The organism is Solwaraspora sp. WMMD937 (genome assembly GCF_029581175.1).
GTDB lineage: Bacteria > Actinomycetota > Actinomycetes > Mycobacteriales > Micromonosporaceae > Micromonospora_E.
This window is the reverse complement of record NZ_CP120738.1, coordinates 391,658-413,223: the sequence shown is the minus strand read 5'-3', so window position 1 is coordinate 413,223 and position 21,566 is coordinate 391,658. Positions and strand designations below refer to the sequence as shown.

The following is a 21,566-nucleotide window of genomic DNA, read 5'->3' as shown; positions in this document are numbered from 1 at the left end:
CGGGTATACCGGCGCGTCTGGCGCGCAGCGGCACTTCAGGGGCGCGACGCCGTCCCTACCGGGCGGACTGCTGTTCGGCGTACGCGGCCAGCCAGGCCACCTGCGCCGGGTCCAGCGACGGCCGGATCCGGTCCCGGGCCGCCGCGACGTGCGCGGCGGTCACCGATGACGCCTCCAACGACTCCCGCATCGCGGCCAGCGCCGACTCGCGGACCAGCGCGGCGCAGTCCGCCGCCGAGAACCCGTCCAACGACGCGGCGAGCTCGGCCAGCTCCACATCGTCGGCGAGCGGCACCGATTTCGCCGCCGCCTTGAGGATCTCGGTGCGCGCGGCACCGTCCGGCGGCGGTACGTACACCAACCGTTCCAGCCGGCCCGGCCGTAGCAGGGCCGGGTCGACCAGGTCCGGCCGGTTCGTCGCACCGATCACCACGACGTTGCGCAGCGCCTCGACCCCGTCCAGTTCGGTGAGCAGCGCGGCGACCACCCGGTCGGTGGTGCCGCCGTCGGACGCCTGCCCGCGTACCGGGGCCAGGGCGTCCACCTCGTCCAGGAACACCAGGGTCGGCGCTGCCTCGCGGGCCCGACGGAACAGTTCGCGGACCGCCCGTTCGCTCTCTCCGACCCACTTCGACAGCAGCTCGGCGCCCTTGACCGACAGCACGTTCGCCTTGCCGGTGCCGGCCAGCGCGGTCACCAGGAACGTCTTGCCGCAGCCCGGCGGACCGTAGAGCAGCACCCCGCGCGGCGGCTGCACGCCCAACCGGGCGAAGGTGTCCGGGTAGGTCAACGGCCAGAGCACCGACTCGGTCAGCATCTGCTTGACCTCGGCCATGTCGCCGACGTCGTCCAGTGTCACCCGCGCCAGCTCCAGCGTGGACGTCGCCATCGAGGTGGGCCGGACCACCTCCAGCGCGGCCTCGAAGTCGGTGGCGGCCACCATCGGCGTCTCCGCCGACTTCTGCCGCAGCGCCGCCCGTACCCCGGCCTCGCGGGCCAGCGCGGCCAGGTCGGCGGCGACGAACCCGGGGGTACGCCCGGCGACGTCGTCGAGCCGGACGTCGTCCTCCAACGGCATGCCCCGGGTCAGCACGGCCAACTGTTCCCGGCGCATCGCGGCGTCCGGCAGCGGCACCGCGATCTGCACGGCCAGCAGGTCCGGGCCGCGCAGCCCGGGGTCCAGCGCCTCCGGGTGGCTGGTGGTGCAGACCACTGCCGCGCCGGCGGCCACCGTCTCGGCCAGCACCTGCCGGAAAACGGTCGACAACGGACCCGGCTCGTCGCGGGGCGCGACCGCGTCCACGTCGGCGATCAGCAGCACCGCGGCGTCACCACGGCGTACCGACTCGGCGGCCCGCCGCAGCCGCTGCGCCGCCGCGTCGTTGGTGAGCGCGGCGAGCTCCGGCGCCCAGAGCGTCTCCACCCGGGCGTCCAGGTCGGCGGCGACCGCACGGACCAGCGCCGACTTGCCGGACCCGGCCGGTCCGCTGAGCAGTACGCCGAGCGAGACCGTGGTGCCCAGCCGGTCCAGTACCTCCCGATGGTGGAAGCCGAGGTCGAGCAGCTCGGTCAACTCGTGTGCCTGGGCCCGCAGGCCGGGCAGGTCGTCCAGGCTGGGTGCCGGCTCGTCGACGAAGTCCGGTGCCGGTGCCGGCGACACCGGCCCGGCCGGGCGGACCTCCTCCCCGGACGACCCGTGGGTGGCCGGCCCGTGCCGCCAGGCCACCACGGTGTCCATCGTGACCAGCACCGGGTCCCCGGTCCCGGCCGGGCCGGCCGGCTCGGCGTCGGCGACCGTCAGCAGGGTGCTGGTCCAGGCGTACCCGACGACGTTGGCCAGACTGCGCCGGGCCGCCTCCATCAGGCCACGGTGCGCCGAGTCGGAGAAGACGTCCTGCGGCAGCAGCGATACGTCGTCACCGGCGGTGACCACCTTGCCGAGCAGGGCCAGCCGCAGCATCTCCGGGCTGACCACCGCGACGATCTCGACCGGTCCATCCAGGGTCAGCCGGCGGGCGGCGACCTCCGGTGCCGGGGCCACGGTCACCTGACCGCCGTCGCGGACACCGAGGTTGCCCAGGGTCAGGTCGTCGGCGTACAGCAGGGCGCGGCTGGCGCCGGCCTCGGCGTGGGCCGCGACCCCGGCGGTGCTGCGTCGCCCGGTCAGCCGCACCGGCGTGCCGGCGGTGACGCCGAGCGCGGCCAGCACCTCCGGGTGCAGTCGGACGATGCCCCGGCGGGCGTCCAATGCGGCGGGCCGTAGGCTCGCGGTCAAGGTCAGTTCGGGGTCGGCCACCCGCCGAGCCTATCCACTGCCGCGGCTGAGAGGGTTCACAGCTGGCCGGCGGGCGGTGGCCGTACCGTGTGGCACATGCCGACTCCCTTGTCCACGCGGCTGCGTCGGGTCCTGCCCGGGCCGAACCAGCGGCGGCTGACCGGCGGACTGCTCGCGCTCGCCCTGGTCGCCGGCGTGGTCACCTGGGCGGTCTGGCCCGAGTCGGTGCCGTACTCGGTGACCGAGCAGCGGCTCACGGTCCGCTCCGGCCCGGACGGTGACCAGCCGGTCGACCTGGACACCACGTTCTACCTGCCGGAGACGGCCTCGGCGGCCGATCCGGTGCCGGCGGTGCTGCTCGCCCACGGCTTCGGCGGATCCAAGCAGTCGGTGGCTGCCGACGCCGAGGAGCTGGCCACCCTCGGGTACGCGGTGCTGGCGTACTCGGCGCGCGGGTTCGGGGCCAGCGGCGGACAGATCCACTTGAACAGCCCCGACCACGAGGTGCGCGACGCCGCCCGGCTGCTCGACTGGCTGGCGCAGCGCCCCGAGGTACGCACCGACGCCGACGGCGACCCGCAGGTCGGGGTGGTGGGCGGCTCGTACGGTGGCGCGTTGGCGCTGCTGCTGGCCGCTGCCGACGACCGGGTCGACGCGATCGTGCCGATGATCACCTGGAACGACCTGGCCGGTGCGTTCCTGCCGGAGTCGACCGGCGGTGACCCGGTCGACGGGGTGTTCAAGAAGGGCTGGGCCGGGCTGTTCTTCGGCAGCGCCGGGGCTCCCGCCGGCGGGCCGGGGATGCCGGCCGACCCGGCTGGCCCGGGGGCGCCGACCGGCGTCGGCGGGCCGGGGGTGCCGGCGGATCTGGGTGGGCTCGATCCGCAGTGCGGAAGGTTCGCCGCCGACGTGTGCGCCGCGTACCTGCGGATCGCCACCGCCGGCCGGGGGGACCCGGCGGCGGTGGCGTTGCTGCAGCGGTCCAGCCCGGCCCGGGTGCTGGACCGGATCACCGCGCCGACGCTGCTGATCCAGGGCACGGCGGACACGCTGTTCCCGCTGGCCCAGGCCGACGCGAACGCCCGGGGCATCGCTGCGAACGGCACCCCGGTGCGGGTCGCCTGGTTCACGGGCGGTCATGACGGCGGCAGCGGTCCGCTGACCGACCAGGACCGGGTCAAGTTCCTCACCGCGCAGTGGCTGGACCACCACGTCGCCGGGGACGGCGAGGCTCCGGGCGGCAGCTTCACCTGGTCGCGGATCGCCGGCTTCGACGCGATGGACCGGGGACTGGTCGCCACCGGCTACCGGGTCACCGACTACCCCGGCACCGCCGGCACGGCAACGACGACGGTGACCGTCGACGGTTCGCCGCAGCCGATCGTCAACCCGCCGGCCGGTAACCCGGCGGCGGTCTCCTCGCTGCCGATGGCCGGCGGGCTGGCCGGTGCGCTCGGTGGCGTCGCCGGTGGCTTGGTCAGTGAGCTGCCCGGCCAGCACGGACACTTCGACTCGGCGCCGTTGGCCGACCCGGCCGATGTGGTCGGCGCGCCGACGGTGACGGTCCGGGCCGCGTCGCCGACCGGCGAGGCGGTGCTGTTCGTCAAGCTGTACGACGTCGACCCGGACGGCGCGATGAGCCTGCCCGGTGGGCTGGTCGCGCCGGTCCGGCTGACCGGCCTGCCGGCGGACATCGCGCAGGCACAACCGGTCGAGGTGACCCTGCCGGCGATCGTGCACCGGTTCGAGGCCGGCAACCGGCTGCGGATCGTGGTCGCCACCTCGGACCAGGGGTACGCCACCCCGGCCGAACCGACCGTCTACACGGTCGCGGTCGGCGACGGCACCGCGGCCGGGGGCACCGACGGCGCGCCGGTCGTCCTGCCGCAGGTGGCCGGTGAGCCGATCGCCACCTCGGCAGCGCTGTGGCGCTGGGTGCTCGCCGGGCTGGTCGCCGCGATCGTCGTCGGACTGGTCGTGGTCCTCGCCGTGGTGCGGCTCCGGCAGCGGCGCACCGACCACACCGTCGACGCCGCGCACGCGCAGACCCCGCTGGTGGTGCGGGATCTGCGTAAGGAGTACGCCGACGGGTTCGTCGCGGTCGAGCGGGTCGACTTCACCGTCGAACGCGGCCAGGTCGTCGGCCTGCTCGGGCCGAACGGTGCCGGCAAGACCACCACCCTGCGGGTGCTGATGGGGCTGACCCAGCCGACCCGTGGTGAGATCCTGGTCTTCGGTCACCGGCTGGTGCCCGGCGCGCCGGTGCTGTCCCGGATCGGGTCCCTCGTCGAAGGGCCCGGGTTCCTGCCGCACCTGTCCGGCATCGACAACCTGCGGGCGTACTGGCGGGCCACCGGACGCCCGGCGGCCGACGCGCACTTCGACGAGGCCCTGGCGATCGCCGGCCTGGGAGATTCGGTTCACCGCAGGATCCGCAACTACAGCCATGGGATGCGTCAGCGGCTGGCCATCGCCCAGGCCATGCTCGGGCTGCCGGAGCTGCTGGTGCTCGACGAACCGACCGACGGGCTGGACCCGCCGCAGATCGCCGAGATGCGCCGGGTGCTCAAGCGGTACGCCACCGGTGGGCGGGCGGTGCTGGTCTCCAGCCATCTGCTGGCCGAGGTCGAGCAGACCTGTACCCACGCGGTGGTGGTCAACAAGGGCCGGATCGTGGCCGCCGGGCCGGTCGACGACATCGTCGGGGATTCGCCGAGCGTGCAGTTCGACGTCTCGGACGTGACCGCCGCCGAAGCGGTGCTGAAGCGGCTGGCCGGGGTGCGTACCGTCGCCGCCGACAACGGCGGGCTGATCGTCGACGTCGATGGCACGTCGCGCAGCGAGGTGGTCGCGGAGCTGGTCCGGGCCGGGGTGGCGGTGGACCGGGTGGTGCCCCGCCGCCGGCTGGAGGACGCCTTCCTCGCCCTGGTCGGCGAGAACTCACGGGGAAGCGGGGACCGCTGATGGCTACCGTCGAATCACCGGGCGTGCGACAGCCGGACCGGCCGGCAGACCTGTCAGGCGCCGCCGCCGGCTACCGGGCCCGCGCCACCTTGCCGTTCTGGGCCGAGGTACGCCGCCAGGCGGCCCGCCGTCGCACCCAGCTGACCCTGGGCTTCATGGTGCTGCTGCCGTTGATCGTGCTGATCGCCTTCGAGTTCGACGACGGTGACGACGACAACGGCGGCGGCGAGTTCGCCAGCCTGGTCGAGCTGGCCACCACCGGCGGGTTGAACTTCGCCCTGTTCACCATCTTCGTGTCGTCGACGTTCCTGCTGGTGGTGGCGGTGGCGTTGTTCTGTGGCGACACGGTGGCCAGCGAGGCGAGCTGGGGGAGCCTGCGCTATCTGCTGGCCGTGCCGGTGCCCCGGGGCCGGCTGCTGGCGGTGAAGCTGGTCGCCGCGTTGGCGTACTCCGGGTTGTCGATCCTGGTCCTTGCCGCGACCGCGCTGCTGGTCGGCACCCTGCGGTACGGCTGGTCGCCGCTGCGTTCGACGGTGGCTGCCGAGATCCCGGCCGGGGAGGGCACGCTGCGGCTGCTCGGCATCCTCGGCTACCTGGCGGTGGTGCTGCTGATCGTGGCGTCGCTGGCGTTCCTGCTGTCGGTGTCGACCGACGCGGCGCTCGGCGCGGTCGGCGGCGCGGTGCTGCTGTGGATCCTGTCCAGCATCCTGGACCAGATCACCGCGCTGGGCGTGCTGCGGGACTTTCTGCCGACCCATTTCAGCACCGCCTGGCTGGGGCTGCTGTCGACCCCGATGCAGACCGACGACGTGGTACGCGGCTGCGTGTCGGCGTTGGCGTACGCCACGGTCTTCCTGTCGTTGGCGTTCTGGCGGTTCACCCGCAAGGACGTCACGTCCTGACCGTGGCAGGGTTAGGGGGCGGGGCGGGGATGTCCCCCTTGCCGGTCCGGGTGGTGCTCTTCTTACAGTGGTTACATGGCACCGGCGCGATCCCTGCATGAGATCTTCGCTGGGCTGCCCGGCGACGCCGCAGCCCACAGCGACGTCGCTGCCGTGCTCGATGCCAACGGCTACGCGGACCTTTCCCCGGAGTTGCTGGCACAGGCAGTGGTCAGCTTCGCGGACACCGCCCCGGCTGAGGTGGCCGAACATCTGGCCCCGTTCGTCACGGCGCACAGCCAGGTCGGCGGCGACGGCACCGTACCGGACGATCTGGCCTCGCCGCTCGACCTGCTCGCCACGGCTCCCGCCCCGGCGTTCGACGCTCCGACGCCGGATGATCCGGCGTTCGACCGGCTGGATCTGGACGGTCCGGGGTTCGACGCCGTGCCGCCGGACGGTCCGGGGTTCGACGACCCCGCCGGTTTCGACACCCCCGGGTTCGACACCCCAGCCGGGTTCGACGACCCGGGTTTCGCGGCCGGCCCGGAGATCGACGCGGCGTTCGGTCGCGGCGACGGCCCGACCGTCGACGATCGTGAGTCGGCAACGGTCGACCCGTCCCCGGCCGGCCCGACCGGGGACGACGTCGAACCGGCCAGCCACGACAGCCAACCGGACGCGGCGGATCTCCTGGACGGTCCGCTACCGTCGGGTGACCCGTGGGCGATGCCGTCGATCTCCGAGGGCACCGCCGGGGTGGACGGTGCCGCGGAGATCGACGACCTCGGGGCCGGCTGACCGGTCAGGCGCCGACGATCGCGGTGGCGTGTTCGCGCAGCTGACGCAGCCGGTCCAGCTCAGCGTTCAGATCGCGGAGCCGGCTCTCCCGCTCGGCCTTGGTGCGCTGGGCCGCTTCCGACGCTGCGGACAGCGCCTTGGCGTTCGATCGGGACAGCTCCTCGGCCAGCGCGCTGTAGTGGTCGCGGAGCTGGCGCTGAATCCGGCGCAGGGTGTCCCGGGAGTCCTTGGTCATCACGAAACTGACCTCGTCGCAGTACCGCCGGACGGCGTTCTTCGCCTGGTTCTGCCGGTTGACGCGTTGCCGCTTCTTCTCCTCGCGCAGGCCCTTGCGGCCCATCACCAGCCCGATCCCGATGCCGATCGGGCCGAGCGCGATCCCGGTCAACGAACCGAGCATGACGAACATGAGCGCGCCGCCGTAGGCGCTCTTGAGCGCCACCATCGCCTGCTTGCCCAGCTTCATCTTGGCCAGCTCGATCTTGTGGTCCACCTGTGCGGTGCCGACCAACGGGACCGGGTCGGGGATCGCGACGTGGCGTAGCACCTCGCCGGCGGCCTCCTGGAAGTGCAGGGCCACGTCGTCGCTGAGGTTCATCGCCCGGTCACGCAGCATCATGTAGTTGGCCAGCAGTTCGTTGGACACCCTGGCCTGCAACCAGCGTTCGGTCTCGTCCCAGGCGTCAGCGGGGTCGATCTCCTCGATCGCGGCGTCGGCCTCTTCGAGGATGCGCCGGAGCCGGCTGCGCAGGTCGTAGTCGACGTCGGCGTTGAGGTCGGAGATCCCGTCGCTCAGCGTCTGTTGCCACTTCGCCGCGGCCGCCTTGAGCGACTCGACCCGCTGCTTCACCGCGTTGAGCTCGGCCACCACCGTGGCGGCGGCCTCCGGGTCGGCGAGCGCGGCGTGCTCGGCCTTGAACTGGTTCTCCATCTGCTCGCAGATGCCGACGACCGACGCGGCGGCCTGTGTGGCGACCCGGGTCGCCGCTCCGCCGGCGACCCGCTGCGTCACGAACTTGACCAGATCCGGGAACCCGGACTCGGCGTTGAGTTCCTTGTCGTTGCCGGCGACTGCCCGCAGCCGCAGTGCGGACGACACCGGGATGATCGGCATTTCGACTTCGCGGCGCAGGTGGCCCTCGTCCAGGTCCCGGATCTTCCGCCAGTGTGGATAGAAGTCCGTCTTGGTGATCACGCACACCACCGTCGGGCACACCTCGTGGGCCTGCCGCAGAAAGTCCAGCTCGCTGCGGGTCAACTCCTGGGCGGCGTCGGTGACGAACAGCAGCGCGTCGGCCATTGAGGCGGCGGCCAGGCTGGCTGCAGCGTGGACCGAGCCCAGACCGCCGACTCCCGGGGTGTCGACCATGACGAGGCCGTTCGACAGGATGTTGCGCGGCAGCCGGACCTCCACCCCGGCGATCCCGGGTGGGGTGGCGTCGCCGGTGGCCCGTTCCAGCACCACATCCTGCACCTGGTCGATGGGCAGCGGCTCCCGCCGCGCGGGGTCGTCGCTGAACAGCAGCTGCGCTGACGGCTGCGGTCCGTGCCGGATGTAGGTCGGCAGGACGGTGGCCACGTCGTCGTCGACCGGGCAGATCTTCGTCCCGACCAGCGCGTTGACCAGTGAGCTCTTGCCCTGTTTGAACTCGCCGACGACCACGACGTGCACCACCGGGTCGGACAGGGTGTGCCGGATGGTGGCCAGCCGACCACCGAGGTCGGGGCGCTCGTACGCCTCGCAGGCGCGTACCGCGAGATCGACGATCTGTGTCGCCCGTTGCAGCGTGCCGTCAGCGTCAGGGGGTGTCGTTTTCGCGGTCAACGTCGCTCCTCGATCGAGGTTGGTGTCGGCAGGCGGTGATCAGCAGGCGGTGGTCAGCGGGGAAACGTGCGAGCGCCAACATGGCGTGGCAGGCCCCGGCCGGACCTGCCACGCCATGTTGGCGCTCACCGGGCCGGACGCCGTGCGACGTCCGGTCCGCTCTGTGGTTGTCCGGTCACGCTCCGAGGGTCGGGTCCGCAGTGGTGTCCGCCTCGGCGGTGCTGTTGTTGTTGAACGAGTCGTCGGTGGTGAACGAGTCCTCCGTGTTGAAGGAGTCCTCCTGGTTGAACGAGTCGTCGGTGTTCACCGAGTTGTCGGTCGACTGGTCGTTGAACGAGTCGTTGGTCGACTGGTCGTTGAACGAGTCCTGGGTGCTGGCCGAGTCGCCCCCGGAGGCCAGCGACGAGTCCTCGATCCTCGAGTCGGTGGTGTTCTGCTGGCTGCCGCCCCCGAAGTTGATGTTGATCGGCCCCAGCGCGCCGCCGTCGCCGCCGCTGGCGTTGCCGCCGGTGCCGGCGCCACCGGCACCGCTGCCCCCGGTCGCGGTGCCGCCGGCCCCGCCGGCCCCGCCGTCGCCGCCCTCGCCGTCACCCTCGCCCTTGCCTTCGCCCTTGCCGCGCAGCCCGACACCGACGCCGGCACCGACGCCGGCACCCGTCCCGCCGTCGCCGCCGTTGCCCCCGTCGGCGTCGGCGTCGCCACCGACGCCGCCGGCCCCTCCGGTGCCGCTGGCGTCGCCACCGGCCGCCCCGCTGGTGTCGATGTCGAACTGGGCAGCCTGGTTGTTGTCGCCGACCACGGCCTTGTCGACGTCGTCAGCGACGATCCCGGTGTTGTCGCCCAGCACCGTCCGGTCGACGTCTCCATCGGCGATCACGCCGGAGTTGGTGCCGGTGTTGACCACGCCGTCGATGTCGTCGCCTGCGGTGACGGCGTTGTCGCCGGTGTTGCCGACCACGTCGCCGGACTCGGAGTTGCCGAGGAACGCGCCGTCACCGGTCGCACCGAGCACGTCGCCGCCGCCGGTGCCGACCACCGCGCCGTCGTCGGCGATCACCTTGTCGCCGTCGACGAACTCCAGCGACGAGTTGTCGCCGGTGACGCCGAACGCATCGTCGCCGGCCGCCACCGACCCGCCGGTCGCGGCGACCTGGTCGCCGTCGCCCTGCTGCGCCACCGCCCCGTCGCCGGTGGCCGCGTTGACGTCCCCGTCACCGGTGTTGGCGACGTTGCCGTCCCCGGTCTGGTTGAGGTTCTCGGAGTCGACGTCGATGTCGCCCAGCACCGGACCGTCCACGTCGACGTCCACCGAGTTGTCGATTTCCGTGGAGTTGTCGGTGAAGGTCTGCGAGTTGTCGATGAAGTTCTGGTTGGTGAAGTTCTGCGTCACCTGGGTCACCTGCTGCACGACCTCCGGGGTCGGTACGTTGGCGGCGGCGCCGGCACCGAAGCCCCCACCGGCGCCGCCGCCCCCTCCAGCGAAGCCGCCGCCCCCTCCGGCGCCTCCACCGGCCCCCCCGCCAGCGAAGCCCCCGCCGCTGCCGCCGCCACCGGGCCCGCCGCCGGCGAAGCCGCCGCCCCCTCCGGCGCCCCCACCGGACGGGCTTGCGCTGCTGCCGAACGCCGCGTCGTTGACGATCTGGTCGACGTCGAGCTCGTTGAGCGTCTCTGCCTCGATCCCGTTGGCGGCGAACGCGCCCTCCGGGTCGGCCAGGAACTTGGCGGTCTCCTCTTCGCTGCTGAACACCTTGTCGAACAGCGCCTTGACCTTCTCGACGATCAACGGGGTGACTTCTACCGCGGCCATGATGTCTCCTGAATTCGTGGTTCGTAGGGGTTTTTGGTCCGTCCCGATCGGCCGGACAGGTACAAGACTGCGGGTCGACGCCCGCCCCTCGCATCGGGGCTTCCCCCCTGCCAGGTTCGGGGGTCTAGGGGGGTGCCACCAAGCTCAGGTCAGCTAACCGACAAGTCAGGACTCCTCGGGGAGCAGACTTCGCAGCGTAGCGACCATCTCGGCCCGGGTGGTAACCCCCAATTTGCCGCGGATCCGGGCCACATGGTGCTCGACCGTCTTGGGGGACAGGAAGAGTTGCGTCCCGATCTCCCGGTGGGTCCGGCCGGCCAGCACGAGCCGGGCCACCTCGACCTCCCGGTCCGACAGGCCACCGTGCGAAACCCCTGGCCGCGACTCGTCCGGCACCGGGTCCATCCGGGTCAGTTCCCGGGCCCGTTCCAGGAGCCGGCGGGCAGCCGACGCGTCGGTGGTACGGACCGCTGCCTGACCGATCAGTCTGGACGACTCCCAGGGCAGTTCGGCGGCGGCCAGTTCGGCGGCGTCCGCCAACACCGCCTCCGGGTCGACCTCGCCGGCGAGTACGGCGGCCCACCGGCCGGCGGCCCGGCACTGCGCCTGTTGCCGGAATCCGCCCGGGTCGAGTGAACCCAGCTCGTCGGCCGCTGCCGCAGCCGCCGCCGGCTCCTCACCCACGACCGCGATCTGCAACCGGATCCAGCTCAGCGACACCGTCCACGCCGTCGGTCGACCCAGCTGGTCGATGATGCCGGCCAGGTCGGCCAGGACCGGTGCGATCCGCTGGTGGTGGCGCAGCCGGGCGGCGGCGACCAGCAGTTCCTCGACCACTTCCAGCTGGGACAGGTCCACGGCCCGCCGGGCCAGCACCGGCTCGGCGACGGACCAGGCCGCCCGCAGCTGGCCGATGTCCCCGCTGCGGCGGGCGATCCCGGCGGTGAGGCCGGCGTAGGTCAGCCGTTCCCGGCCGGGCAGCATGGCACCGGACAGCCGGCGCAGTTCGGCGACGGCCGAGTCGTACCGGCCGGTGCGCATCCGGACCCAGGCCAGCAACGTCCGGTGCCGGTCCAGTGCGACGGGACCACCGGCCCCGCTGGTCGACGCCCGCTCCAGCAGATGCTCGGCGGTCGCGGAGTCACCGGCGACCACCGCGACCAGCGCCCCGACCGCGTGCGGCAGATCCGGTACGGCAACCGGGGGCGGTGCCTTTTCGAAGCTTTCGGCGGCCTCGATCAGCAACGGCAGCGCCGCCGCCGGATCCGTCATCGCCAGCGCGGCGTCGGCGAGTCGCCGCACCGGCAGCGGAGCCGATCCGGTCGCCGCCGTCCGCGCGGCGGCCAGCTGACCGGTGACCACCAGGGCCGGTACCGCGAGGACCGGGCCGGGGGCGTCGGCGCCCAGCAACGCCTCCGCCGCTCGAGCGGCGCGGCCGTCGTACGCCGCCGCCGCCCCGGCGACCAGCGCGATCCGGCCGGTGTCGGCCGGTGCCGCAGCTGGCCCGTCCAGGTCGACCGGCACCCCCAGCAGGGTGGCCGCCTCGGCCCGCCCGGCGGCCACGGTGGATGGCTCGGCGCCGGCGTCCAGCGCGTCGTCGTACCAGGTCAGCGCGCTGCCCGGGTCGGTGAACCGCAACCGGTCGCCGGCCTGTCGGTAGACGTCGGCGGCGGTCGGGGTCCGGGCCCGCGCGGCGCGTAGCTGTCCGGCGGCGCGGACTGGGTCGGCACCGGTGGCCAGCAGCGCCGTGGCCACGGTCTCGTGCAGCCGACGGCGCTCCGACGGGGGCAGGTCGAACAGCAACGCCCGGGCGACCGCCGGGATCATCCGTTCTCCGTCGGGGGTGAGCAGTCCCTCGTCGCGCAGCGACCGCATCGTGGCGGCCGCCTCGGCCGGGTCCAGGCCGGTCGCGGCGCAGACCACGTCGTCGGCCAGGTCCAGACCGAGAGCCAGGACCGCGGCCAGTCCGGCGACACCGCGTCCGGCGGTGGCGAATCGACGTTGTAGCCGGGCGACCAGGGCGGGCGGCGTGCCGGCCGGGTCGGCGGCGACCGCGACGGCGACTGCGGCCAGCCCGGCGGAGGCAACCTGGAGTGCGTCCAGCTGTTCCGCTGTGGCCGGTCGGCCGAGGACCTCCTCTGCCAGCTCGGCCAGGGCGGCCGGTGCGAGTGGGCCGAGCTGCTCGACCGGGCCCTGCCGGGAGACCGCCTCGTCCAGGTCGGCGAGTTCCGCAGCGGTGATCGTGGGACGCCGGGCGATCGCCATCGACACCCCGCCGTGAGCAGCCACGGTCAGTGACCGTAAGGTTGCCGGGTCCAGGTGGTGCGCGTCGTCGACCAGGACCAGGGCGTCGTCAGCTCGGGCCTGGTCGAGAAGAACCTGCAGGTCGTCGGTTGTCGCGGGCGTCACGCGTACGGCCGGTCGGCCGGCGGCTGCGGCGATCTCGCCTAGCCGCCGCGATCGCCCGGAACCGTCCACACCCACCACGACAGTCACCGGTGCAGCCCCTCCTTGCCCGCGTCAGTGAGGCAGTGTACGGACGGCTCCGCAGGCCGACGCATGGCCTGACCCCGTTCGCGTGTACCGTGTAGTCTCGGCACGACCTGGGCGCTGAGTGTGCCGTATCCCGTACGTGCGTTCCGCCGGCCGCCGAACGTGCGCTTGGTCAGCTGTGCTGTGCCTCCCGGCTGGGCTGTTCAGCCGGTCAGCAACTCGTTGATCGACAGGGTCGCCCGGGTGGATCCGTGGGCCGGTCCGATACCGATGACCGACTCCGACGAGCGAGACAAACACGACACATCCCCGGCGGACTAGAAAGTAGCGGTGTGACAAATGTGGAGTCCGAGTTGGTCTGTAGCCATATCCGCAGGCTGCGGTCACCGGCGGTGACCAGATGAGTCTGATCGACCGGACCCGCAGCGTGCTCGGCCACGCCGTCGAGGTCTACCGCGGCACCGCGTACGAGCGGCGGCTCAGCGCCGTCCGCGACCGGCTCGACGAGCCACTGCGAGTGGCCATCGCTGGTCGGGTCAAAGCGGGCAAGTCCACCTTGCTCAATGCGCTGGTCGGTGACCGGCTGGCCCCGACCGACGCCGGGGAGTGCACCCGGATAGTCACCTGGTACCAGGACGGACATACCTACCGGGTGCTGGCGACGCCCACCCAGGGCGAGCCACGACAGCTCCGGTTCACCCGCGAGGACGGCGCGATCGATGTCGACCTGGGCGATCTGTCCGTCGACGACGTCGCGCAGCTGGACATCACCTGGCCTTCGCAGGCCCTGCGTAACGTGACGCTCATCGATACCCCCGGTATCGGTTCGCTCTCCGAGCAGACTTCCCGGCGCGCCTGGGACCTGCTCGTCCCGGACGAGGAGGAGACCCCGGCAGACGCGGTCGTCTACCTGATGCGCCACCTGCACTCCAACGACGTCGACTTCCTGCGGGCCTTCCACGACGTGGAGGTGTCCCGGCCCAACCCGGTCAACGCCATCGGCATCCTGTCCCGGGCCGACGAGATCGGCGTCGGCCGCCTCGACGCGATGGCATCCGCGCGGCGAATCGCCGAACGGCTGAGCACCGACGCGAACGTGCGACGTCTGGTGCAGTCGGTCGTCCCGGTTGCCGGTCTGCTCGCCGAGACCGCCGCGACGTTGACCGAAGTGGAGGTCGCGCAACTACGCCGGGTCGCCGAACTGCCGGTGGCCCAGGCCGAACAGCTGCTGCTCTCCGCCGACCGGTTCGTGCAGAACATGCCCGAACTCGGGCTGACCACGATCGAACGGGAAGCACTGCTGGCCCGGCTCGGCATGTTCGGCCTGCGGCTGTCCGTCGCGATGCTGCGCCACAACGGCGCGGCGACCGCCACCGAACTTTCCCAGGAGTTGACCGAGCGCAGCGGGCTCACCCAGTTGCGCGAGGTCCTCGGCTCACTGTTCTTCGAGCGTCGGGACGTGCTCAAGTCCCGGTCGGCGCTGCTGGCACTCGCCGACGTCACCCGGCTCTGTGACCGACCCGGCAGTGAACAGGTAGCCGGCGCGGTCGAGGAGATCATCGCATCGGCGCACCCGTTCAACGAGCTGCGCGTGCTGTCCAGCCTGCGGGCCGGCTGGATCACCGGCAAGCCTGCGGTCGTCGCCGAGCTCGAGCAGGTGATCGGCGGCTCCGGCGCGGCGGCGCATCAACGGCTGCGGCTGCCGGCCGACGCGACCACCGCCGAGGTGACCGAGGGCGCGGTCGAAGCGCTGGGCCGTTGGCAGCGGCGCGCCGAGAGCCCGATGACCCCGTATGAGCTGGCGGTGGCCGCCCGGGTGGCGGTCCGGTCCTGCGAGGGCATCATCGCCGACCAGCGGCGATCCCGGTGACCGGGTGCCTGGCCGGGGTCAGCCGGCCCAGCGGTGCCGCCGGACGGTCGCCTCGTACCACTACCGTTTTCAGCAGTGATCCGACCCTGTGGTGTGCGGCACACCGCCGGTCGGCTACCCAGACCCGGCCATACCTGTCTCCACACACTTCATCGGAGCAACCCTGATGTACGCACTCGGCATTGACCTCGGCACAACGTTCACGGCGGCAGCGATCTGGCGGGAAGGCCGGGTGGAGACCGTCTCACTCGGCGGCCGGAGCTCCGCGATCCCATCCGTGGTGCTGCTACGGCAGGACGAAACGTTCCTCACCGGCGAGGCGGCGCACCGTCGTGGGCTCTCCGAGCCGCAGCGGGTGGCCCGCGAGTTCAAGCGGCGGCTCGGCGACACCACCCCGATCCTGCTGGGCGGCGTACCGCAGTCGGCCGAAGCGTTGATGTCCCGGCTGCTACGGTCGGTGGTGGAGGAGGTGGCCCGCCGAGAGGGTAGCTTCCCTGCGGCGATCTGCGTCTCGCACCCGGCCAACTGGGGGCCGTACAAGCTCGACCTGCTGCGCCAAGCGGTGCGGATGGCCAACCTCGATGTGCCGGTGACCTACACCACCGAGCCCGCCGCCGCAGCGATCAACTATGCCGAGCAGCAGCGGATCGAGCCGGGCTCCATCGTCGCCGTCTACGACCTGGGTGGTGGCACCTTCGACGCGGCGATGCTGCGTAAGACCCCCACCGGCTTCGAGATCATGGGCCAGCCGGAGGGCATCGAACGCCTCGGCGGCATCGACTTCGACGCAGCGGTGTTCAACCATGTCCGGGCAACGCTCGGCGGAAAACTTGAAGAGCTCGACGAGGAGGATCCGGCGGCGATCGCCGCCGTCGCCCGGCTGCGCGACGAGTGCATCCAGGCCAAGGAGGCGCTGTCGTCGGACACCGACACCTCGATCCCGGTGCTGCTGCCCAACATCTCCACCGAGATCCGGCTCACCCGAGCCGAGCTCGAGGCGATGGTCCGCCCGGTACTGCACGGCTCGATCGAGGCGCTGCACCGGGCCGTACGGTCCGCCGGCTGCTCGCCGGAACAGGTGCACTCGGTGCTGCTGGTCGGTGGCTCGTCGCGGATGCCGATCGTCTCCCAGCTGGTCGGCTCCGAGCTGGGCCGGCCGGTGGCGGTCGACGCGCACCCCAAGTACTCGGTCTCGCTCGGCGCCGCCTGGCTGGCCGCCGCGGAGCTGACCGGCCAGACGATGCCGGCCGGGCCCGCCCCGACCCCGACCCCGGCTCCGCCGGCTGCGACGACCGGCACCTACCGGGTGCCGCCGACCGCGCCGGTCCCGTCGACCGCGTCGACCGCACCGGTCTCCGCGGCGGGCTACCGCACGTCGTCGCCGCCGGCTGGCGTCACTGGCGTCGCTTCCGTCGGACGCGGCAGCCCGGACGCCGGCAGCGGCTATCCGTCCCGTACCGAGACGTTCGCTTCGGCGAACTCCATCGGCGCTGAAGACTCCCCGGGGCGCCGCGGTGGGGAGAAGTCGTCGGCGAAGCGGGGCCGAGGGCCGCTGATCGTGGCCGCCGCCGTGTTGGTGGTGCTGCTCACCGGCGGCGGGGTCACCTACGCGCTGACCAGCGGACAGGGCGACGACGGCCGGGAGGTCGCCAGCGGCCTGGACACGCCCGGCCCGGACCAGGACGACGGAGCGGAACAGCCGCAGGGCCAGCAGCCGGAGCAGACCGGCGAGCCGGAGCCGGAAACCCCGGACATTCCGGCCGACGAACAGTGCACTGACGAGATCAAGAGCAACTGGACCTGGGTCTGCCTCACCTCGGCCCGGGTCGCTGGCGGCAAACTGACCGTGGAGTACGAGGCCGAGTTCGGCGGGAACCAGCCGTCCACCAACGGCGGATGGCACCTGCACATCTACGGCAGCGACGGCACCAACCCGCCGGACCACGTGATGGGCAGCCACGTCCCCGACGGCCAGCGGGGATCCTGGTACGTCGAGGACCAGAACCCGTCGGTGGTCTGGACGAACGACCGGGCGTTCATCAACGCGATCGGCGACCAGCCGAAGGTGTGTGCCCGGATCGCGAACTCGGCCCACGAACTGGCGCAGCACGACAACGGCAGCTACACCACCGGCAACTGCGTCAAGATTCACTGGGAGTGACCCGGTAGCCGATCCGGACCGCGCGGGTGTTCCTGTGTGGAAGTGCTGTTAGGCACGGGAACACTCGCCGGGTGGCTGTCCGATGCCGGCGGGTCTGCCGGTGACCCTGGGACCGGGCGCCGGTCAGTCCGACCGGGTCGTGACGCTCGGCCGAGGGCGGTCGCCGTACAGCCGCCCCTCGGTCGCCTTCACCGACGCGACCAGGACGAACGACAGCGTCACCAGCAGCGACCAGGAGCCGAACTTGCCGGCGTGCACGAACGTCCAGACGTGCTGCTGGTCCGGGTAGGTCCAGGCGCCGAGGAACGTGGCGATGTTCTCGGCGACCCACAGGAAGAAGCCGATCAGCACGAACGCCAGAGCCAGTGGCATCCTTAGCCGGGCGTCGCCGACGGTGTAGTGCACCCAGGTCCGGCGGAGCGCGATCAGCAGCAGCACCGCGATCACCCAGCGGGCGTCGGGCAGGACGTGGTGGGTGAAGAAGTTGACGTAGACCGCGAGGGCGAGCCCGGTCACCGCCATCGCCGGGTAGCGGGTCACCCGCAGGTCGAAGCGGCGCCACGCCTGACAGATATAGGAGCCGACCGCCGCGTACATGAAACCGGAGTAGAGCGGCACCCCGGCGACCTTGGTCAGCGCATCCTCCGGGTACGACCAGGAGCCGACCTGCACCTTGAACAGCTCCAGGGCCAGCCCGATCAGGTGGAAGCCGGCGATCACGGCGACCTCACGGCCGGTCTCCCAGCCGATGCGCCACAACCCGATCGTCAGCGCGACCATGCAGATCAGCAGCGCGTCGTAGCGGGGGACCGGCGGCGGGACCACCGATGTCAGCGCCAGACAGGTGAAGACCGCGACCGCGAAGCCGCACGACTTCGCCTCGGTCCAGCCGAACCGCAGCAACAGGACGGCGCGTCGGCGCAGGTCCGCGCGGGCCCCAACGGCCGCCGTCATGCCGGTCACCCCGGAGCCGGGCCGCCTGGACCGGCTCCGGCGCTCGTCAGCGGCGGCCGACCCGGGACAGTCCCGGGTCGGTGTCGTGGTCGTCGATCTCGACCGAACCCAGCTGCATGAACCGCCGCAGCGCGTGTTCGACAGTCGCCCCGGTGTACGCGGCGACGTCGCGCCTGCGCAGCACCGGCCCGACCGGACGGACCGGCCCGACCGGGCGTCGGTGATCCGACTCGATCAGCGCGGATACCTGACTGTGACCCTGTCCCACAGCGACTCCATACCTTCGAGTGTGACCTTTGAGCGTGGTCTGCCCCACACGGCCGGGCCTACCCTACCGTTGCCGTCGGTGATCATCGAATGGTGCACCGGCGGGTCGGATGGGTGGCCGGGACCAGCGCCCACCGGCTGTTACTACGCCTTCACCGCTGCTACATCTTGACTTGTTGCGACAACTCTCCGTGATTACATCGTCTGGTCGGTGGACTTCGACAGTGGCTCAGCTCCGGTAGCGTCGTACCGGTCCGGTGGTCGTCCGATGGGGAGGGTTCAGGCATGAGCTCGGTCGAAGAGGTCAAGGCGGGAGTCGCCCGGTTCGGTGACGAGCTCGGCCAGCAGGTGGGGGCGATCCGGGCGAGTGCGGAGGCGCTGAGCACCAGCGGGGCCGCGCTACGGGCGATCACCAGCGGGTCCAGCCACTCGCAGGTGGCCGAGACGATCGCCAAGGTCGAGCAGGCCAAGCAGAAGCTGGCTGAAGCGGCCGCCCTCGCGCAGAGCGCGATCGAGTCGAGCCGCGGGTACGCGTCGAGCTTCTGACCAGCGGTCGACCGGCTGTCCCGGTTGGTGGTGTGTCTAGGGTTGGCGGCATGGCTGACGATTCGCTTGCCCTGGGCGACCTGCTCACGATCGCGACACAGGCCACCGCACGCGGTGCCGAGCTGATCCGTACCCGTGAGCCCGGACACCTGGCCGGCAAGGGCGACCGGGACTACGCGTCCGAGGTGGATCTCGCTGTCGAACGGGAACTGCGCGCCTTCCTGGCCGACGCCACCCCGCACGTCGGGTTCCTCGGCGAGGAGGAAGGTGTTTCCGGGGTCGGCGACGGGCCCCAGTGGGTGCTGGATCCGGTCGACGGCACGGTCAACTTCGCGCACGGCGTACCGCTGTGCGGGGTGTCGTTGGCCCTGGTCCGGGACCGGCGTCCGGTGGTCGGGGTGATCGAGTTGCCGCTACTGGGCAGCCGGTACACCGCGACCCTCGGCGGCGGCGCGTGGCGCGACGGCCAGCCGATCCGGGTGCGGGGCACGACGCGGCTGCCCGACGCATTGGTCAACCTCGGCGACTTCGCGGTCGGCGACGAAGCTGCGGAGCGTAACGCCGCCCGGCTCGCGCTCACCCAGCGGATGGCCCGGGGCGCGCTGCGGGTGCGGATGCTGGGCTCCGCCGCGATCGACCTGGTCTGGGTGGCCGACGGCCGTACCGATGTGTCGATCGCCCTGTCGAACAAGCCGTGGGACATGGCCGCCGGCACGTTGATCGCCCGCGAGGCAGGCGCCGCCGTCGTCGACATCGACGGTACGCCGCACAGCCTCGACTCGTTCGCGACGATTGCCGCGGCTCCACCGCTGCTCGACGAGGTGCTCGCGCAGGTGCGGGCGGCGGCTGACGACGGCGGGCTCACCTGACGACGACGGGCTCACCGACGGCGGGCTATCCGGTCGACGTTCGGTGGCGGCCGGTGCGGGCTTGCTCACACCCTGGGATCGCCGGGTGCCCGGTCCGACCAGCGCCCGTACACTCGCTGGAAACACAACTTCATACCTCATCCAGAGGGGCAGAGGGACACGGCCCGATGAAGCCCCGGCAACCACCCCCACCCGTCGCGCCGGTCGCAATCGGCCAGCCGGGGCAGGTGCCAATTCCGTCCCCGTCGCACCGCGCGGCGCAGGGAAAGATGAGAGGACAGCCGCCATGACGTCGCTGATCGACGCGAGCACCACCAGCCCTGACTCCGCCCCGGTGAGCACCACCAGCCCGGCCCGTGTCCTGGTCTGTCGCGGCTGTGGTGCCGAGTACCCGCTCGCCGCACAGCACGCCTGTTACGAGTGTTTCGGGCCGCTGGAGGTCGGCTACGACCCGGCGGCCCTCGCCCGCGTCACCCGGGCCGACATCGAGGCGGGCCCGGCCAACATCTGGCGGTACGCCCCGCTGCTGCCCGCCGGCCAGGACCCGGCCACCCGGGTCAGCCTGGATCCCGGCTTCACCCCGCTCGTCCCGGCCGCCGCGCTCGCCGCCGAGCTCGGCATCCGGGCGCCGCTGTGGGTCAAGGACGACAGCGCCAACCCGACCCACTCGTTCAAGGACCGGGTCGTTTCGGTTGCGCTCACCGCCGCCCGTACGCTCGGTTTCTCCCGGTTTGCCTGCGCCTCCACCGGTAACCTGGCCAACTCGGTCGCTGCGCACGCCGCCCGCGCCGGCGTACCGTCGATCGTCTTCATCCCCGGCGACCTGGAGCCCGGCAAGATCGTCACGACCGCGGTGTACGGCGGTGAGCTGGTCGCGATCGAGGGCTCCTACGACGACGTGAACCGGCTGTGCAGCGAACTGGTGGAAACCGACGAGTTCGAGGACACCGCGTTCGTCAACGTCAACGTGCGGCCGTACTACGCGGAGGGGTCCAAGACGCTCGGCTACGAGGTGGCCGAGCAGCTTGGCTGGCGGATCCCCGAGCAGGTGGTGATCCCGATGGCCAGCGGTGAACTGCTCACCAAGGTGGACAAGGCGTTCACCGAGCTGGTCGAGATCGGCCTGGTCGACGCGCCGGCGAACGGCTGGCGGGTGTTCGGCGCTCAGTCCGCCGGCTGCAACCCGATCGCGACCGCGCTGCACCGCGACACCGACCAGATCGTGCCGGTGAAGCCGACCGGGATCGCCAAGTCGCTCAACATCGGTGACCCGGCCGCCGGCCTGTATGCGTTGGAGGCGGTGCGGCGCACCGGTGGCTGGATGGACTACGCCGACGACGACGAGATCCGGGCGGGGATCCGGCTGCTGGCCCGGACCACCGGGGTGTTCGCCGAGACGGCCGGCGGGGTGACCACGGCGGTGCTGAAGAAGCTGGTCGGCAGCGGACGGCTGGACCCGGCCGCCGAGACGGTCGTCTACAACACCGGCGAAGGTCTGAAGACCATCGACGCGGTCGCCGGGCAGGTCGGCCCTACTCATCGGGTGAAACCGTCGTTGCGTTCGGTTCGTGAGGCAGGGCTGCTCGGCTGACCTTCTGAGCAGCGCACCCTCCACTGAATCGGCTGATCGGCCTACGCCGATCAGCCGATGTTCATGTGCGGTCCGTAGTCGGTGTTTTGCCGTAGGTCGAGAAAATTCGCCGGTGGGGTCTTGACGACTGCACTTGCACGGCGCAGGATGCTCCGTGCGGGAGGACGACTCGCCGTAAGGGCCCCGACCGAGCTTGGCAACAATCTCAACCCCGGGTCCCAACGACCGACAGCGCCGGAGGCGCTGTGCGAGCGTCCTCCCG

General features: G+C 71.9%; 14 protein-coding genes and 1 riboswitch. Of the genes, 8 read left to right on the top strand and 6 right to left on the bottom strand.

Annotation, left to right across the window (positions count from 1 at the left end):
* Nucleotides 1-55: 55 nt before the first annotated feature.
* Nucleotides 56-2,296: an AAA family ATPase gene (locus O7621_RS01925; RefSeq protein ID WP_282232448.1), complete on the bottom strand. Its 2,241-nt coding sequence runs from the start codon at nt 2,294-2,296 to the stop codon at nt 56-58.
* A 75-nt stretch (nt 2,297-2,371) separates the two neighbouring features.
* Between O7621_RS01925 and O7621_RS01920 the strand changes: the two genes are divergently transcribed.
* The 3 genes from O7621_RS01920 (at nt 2,372) to O7621_RS01910 (ending at nt 6,921) form a co-directional block, all read left to right on the top strand.
* Nucleotides 2,372-5,239 (top strand): alpha/beta fold hydrolase, encoded by a 2,868-nt coding sequence (locus O7621_RS01920; protein WP_282232447.1) that lies wholly within the window; start codon nt 2,372-2,374, stop codon nt 5,237-5,239.
* A complete protein-coding gene (locus O7621_RS01915) occupies nt 5,239-6,141 on the top strand; it encodes an ABC transporter permease subunit (RefSeq protein ID WP_282232446.1) in 903 nt (300 codons plus the stop codon). Before O7621_RS01920 ends, O7621_RS01915 begins: the two co-directional genes overlap by 1 nt.
* Before the next feature lie 75 nt (nt 6,142-6,216).
* On the top strand, nt 6,217-6,921 hold the full coding sequence (locus O7621_RS01910; protein ID WP_282232445.1) for a hypothetical protein: 705 nt from the start codon (nt 6,217-6,219) through the stop codon (nt 6,919-6,921).
* Between the two features lie 4 nt (nt 6,922-6,925).
* Here O7621_RS01910 and O7621_RS01905 read toward each other — a convergent pair whose 3' ends face one another.
* The 3 genes from O7621_RS01905 to O7621_RS01895 form a co-directional block, all read right to left on the bottom strand.
* The gene (locus O7621_RS01905; protein ID WP_282232444.1) at nt 6,926-8,746 is read right to left on the bottom strand and encodes a dynamin family protein; all 1,821 of its coding nucleotides are present in this window, start codon (nt 8,744-8,746) and stop codon (nt 6,926-6,928) included.
* Nucleotides 8,747-8,921: 175 nt separating this feature from the next.
* Nucleotides 8,922-10,553 carry a hypothetical protein gene (locus O7621_RS01900; RefSeq protein WP_281552956.1) on the bottom strand — a complete coding sequence of 544 codons (1,632 nt, stop codon included), beginning with the start codon at nt 10,551-10,553 and terminating at the stop codon, nt 8,922-8,924.
* A gap of 165 nt (nt 10,554-10,718) precedes the next feature.
* The gene (locus O7621_RS01895; RefSeq protein WP_282232443.1) at nt 10,719-13,049 is read right to left on the bottom strand and encodes a helix-turn-helix transcriptional regulator; all 2,331 of its coding nucleotides are present in this window, start codon (nt 13,047-13,049) and stop codon (nt 10,719-10,721) included.
* A gap of 397 nt (nt 13,050-13,446) precedes the next feature.
* On the opposite strand from O7621_RS01895, the gene O7621_RS01890 reads away from it, so the two are divergent.
* Nucleotides 13,447-14,916 (top strand): dynamin family protein, encoded by a 1,470-nt coding sequence (locus O7621_RS01890; RefSeq protein WP_282232442.1) that lies wholly within the window; start codon nt 13,447-13,449, stop codon nt 14,914-14,916.
* 166 nt (nt 14,917-15,082) lie between these two features.
* A complete protein-coding gene (locus O7621_RS01885) occupies nt 15,083-17,077 on the top strand; it encodes an Hsp70 family protein (protein WP_282232441.1) in 1,995 nt (664 codons plus the stop codon).
* A gap of 123 nt (nt 17,078-17,200) precedes the next feature.
* Here the strand turns inward: O7621_RS01885 and O7621_RS01880 are convergent, their stop codons facing one another.
* On the bottom strand, nt 17,201-18,031 hold the full coding sequence (locus tag O7621_RS01880; protein ID WP_282232440.1) for a DUF817 domain-containing protein: 831 nt from the start codon (nt 18,029-18,031) through the stop codon (nt 17,201-17,203).
* Between the two features lie 46 nt (nt 18,032-18,077).
* Nucleotides 18,078-18,299 (bottom strand): hypothetical protein, encoded by a 222-nt coding sequence (locus O7621_RS01875; RefSeq protein ID WP_282232439.1) that lies wholly within the window; start codon nt 18,297-18,299, stop codon nt 18,078-18,080.
* A gap of 284 nt (nt 18,300-18,583) precedes the next feature.
* On the opposite strand from O7621_RS01875, the gene O7621_RS01870 reads away from it, so the two are divergent.
* From O7621_RS01870 to thrC, 3 genes are all read left to right on the top strand, one after another.
* Nucleotides 18,584-18,844 carry a hypothetical protein gene (locus tag O7621_RS01870; protein WP_278171781.1) on the top strand — a complete coding sequence of 87 codons (261 nt, stop codon included), beginning with the start codon at nt 18,584-18,586 and terminating at the stop codon, nt 18,842-18,844.
* A 50-nt stretch (nt 18,845-18,894) separates the two neighbouring features.
* The gene (locus O7621_RS01865) at nt 18,895-19,713 is read left to right on the top strand and encodes an inositol monophosphatase family protein (RefSeq protein WP_282232438.1); all 819 of its coding nucleotides are present in this window, start codon (nt 18,895-18,897) and stop codon (nt 19,711-19,713) included.
* Between the two features lie 134 nt (nt 19,714-19,847).
* Nucleotides 19,848-19,989: riboswitch (SAM riboswitch) on the top strand.
* Between the two features lie 10 nt (nt 19,990-19,999).
* Nucleotides 20,000-21,304: a threonine synthase gene (gene thrC, locus O7621_RS01860; protein WP_282232437.1), complete on the top strand. Its 1,305-nt coding sequence runs from the start codon at nt 20,000-20,002 to the stop codon at nt 21,302-21,304.
* Nucleotides 21,305-21,566 lie beyond the last annotated feature (262 nt).

Coding starts and splice junctions, on each gene's coding strand:
- O7621_RS01920 (WP_282232447.1), top strand. CDS start 2,372: ATGCCGACTCCCTTGTCCACGCGGCTGCGTCGGGTCCTGCCCGGGCCG.
- O7621_RS01915 (WP_282232446.1), top strand. CDS start 5,239: ATGGCTACCGTCGAATCACCGGGCGTGCGACAGCCGGACCGGCCGGCA.
- O7621_RS01910 (WP_282232445.1), top strand. CDS start 6,217: ATGGCACCGGCGCGATCCCTGCATGAGATCTTCGCTGGGCTGCCCGGC.
- O7621_RS01900 (WP_281552956.1), bottom strand. CDS start 10,553: ATGGCCGCGGTAGAAGTCACCCCGTTGATCGTCGAGAAGGTCAAGGCG.
- O7621_RS01890 (WP_282232442.1), top strand. CDS start 13,447: ATGAGTCTGATCGACCGGACCCGCAGCGTGCTCGGCCACGCCGTCGAG.
- O7621_RS01885 (WP_282232441.1), top strand. CDS start 15,083: ATGTACGCACTCGGCATTGACCTCGGCACAACGTTCACGGCGGCAGCG.
- O7621_RS01880 (WP_282232440.1), bottom strand. CDS start 18,031: ATGACGGCGGCCGTTGGGGCCCGCGCGGACCTGCGCCGACGCGCCGTC.
- O7621_RS01870 (WP_278171781.1), top strand. CDS start 18,584: ATGAGCTCGGTCGAAGAGGTCAAGGCGGGAGTCGCCCGGTTCGGTGAC.
- O7621_RS01865 (WP_282232438.1), top strand. CDS start 18,895: ATGGCTGACGATTCGCTTGCCCTGGGCGACCTGCTCACGATCGCGACA.
- thrC (WP_282232437.1), top strand. CDS start 20,000: ATGACGTCGCTGATCGACGCGAGCACCACCAGCCCTGACTCCGCCCCG.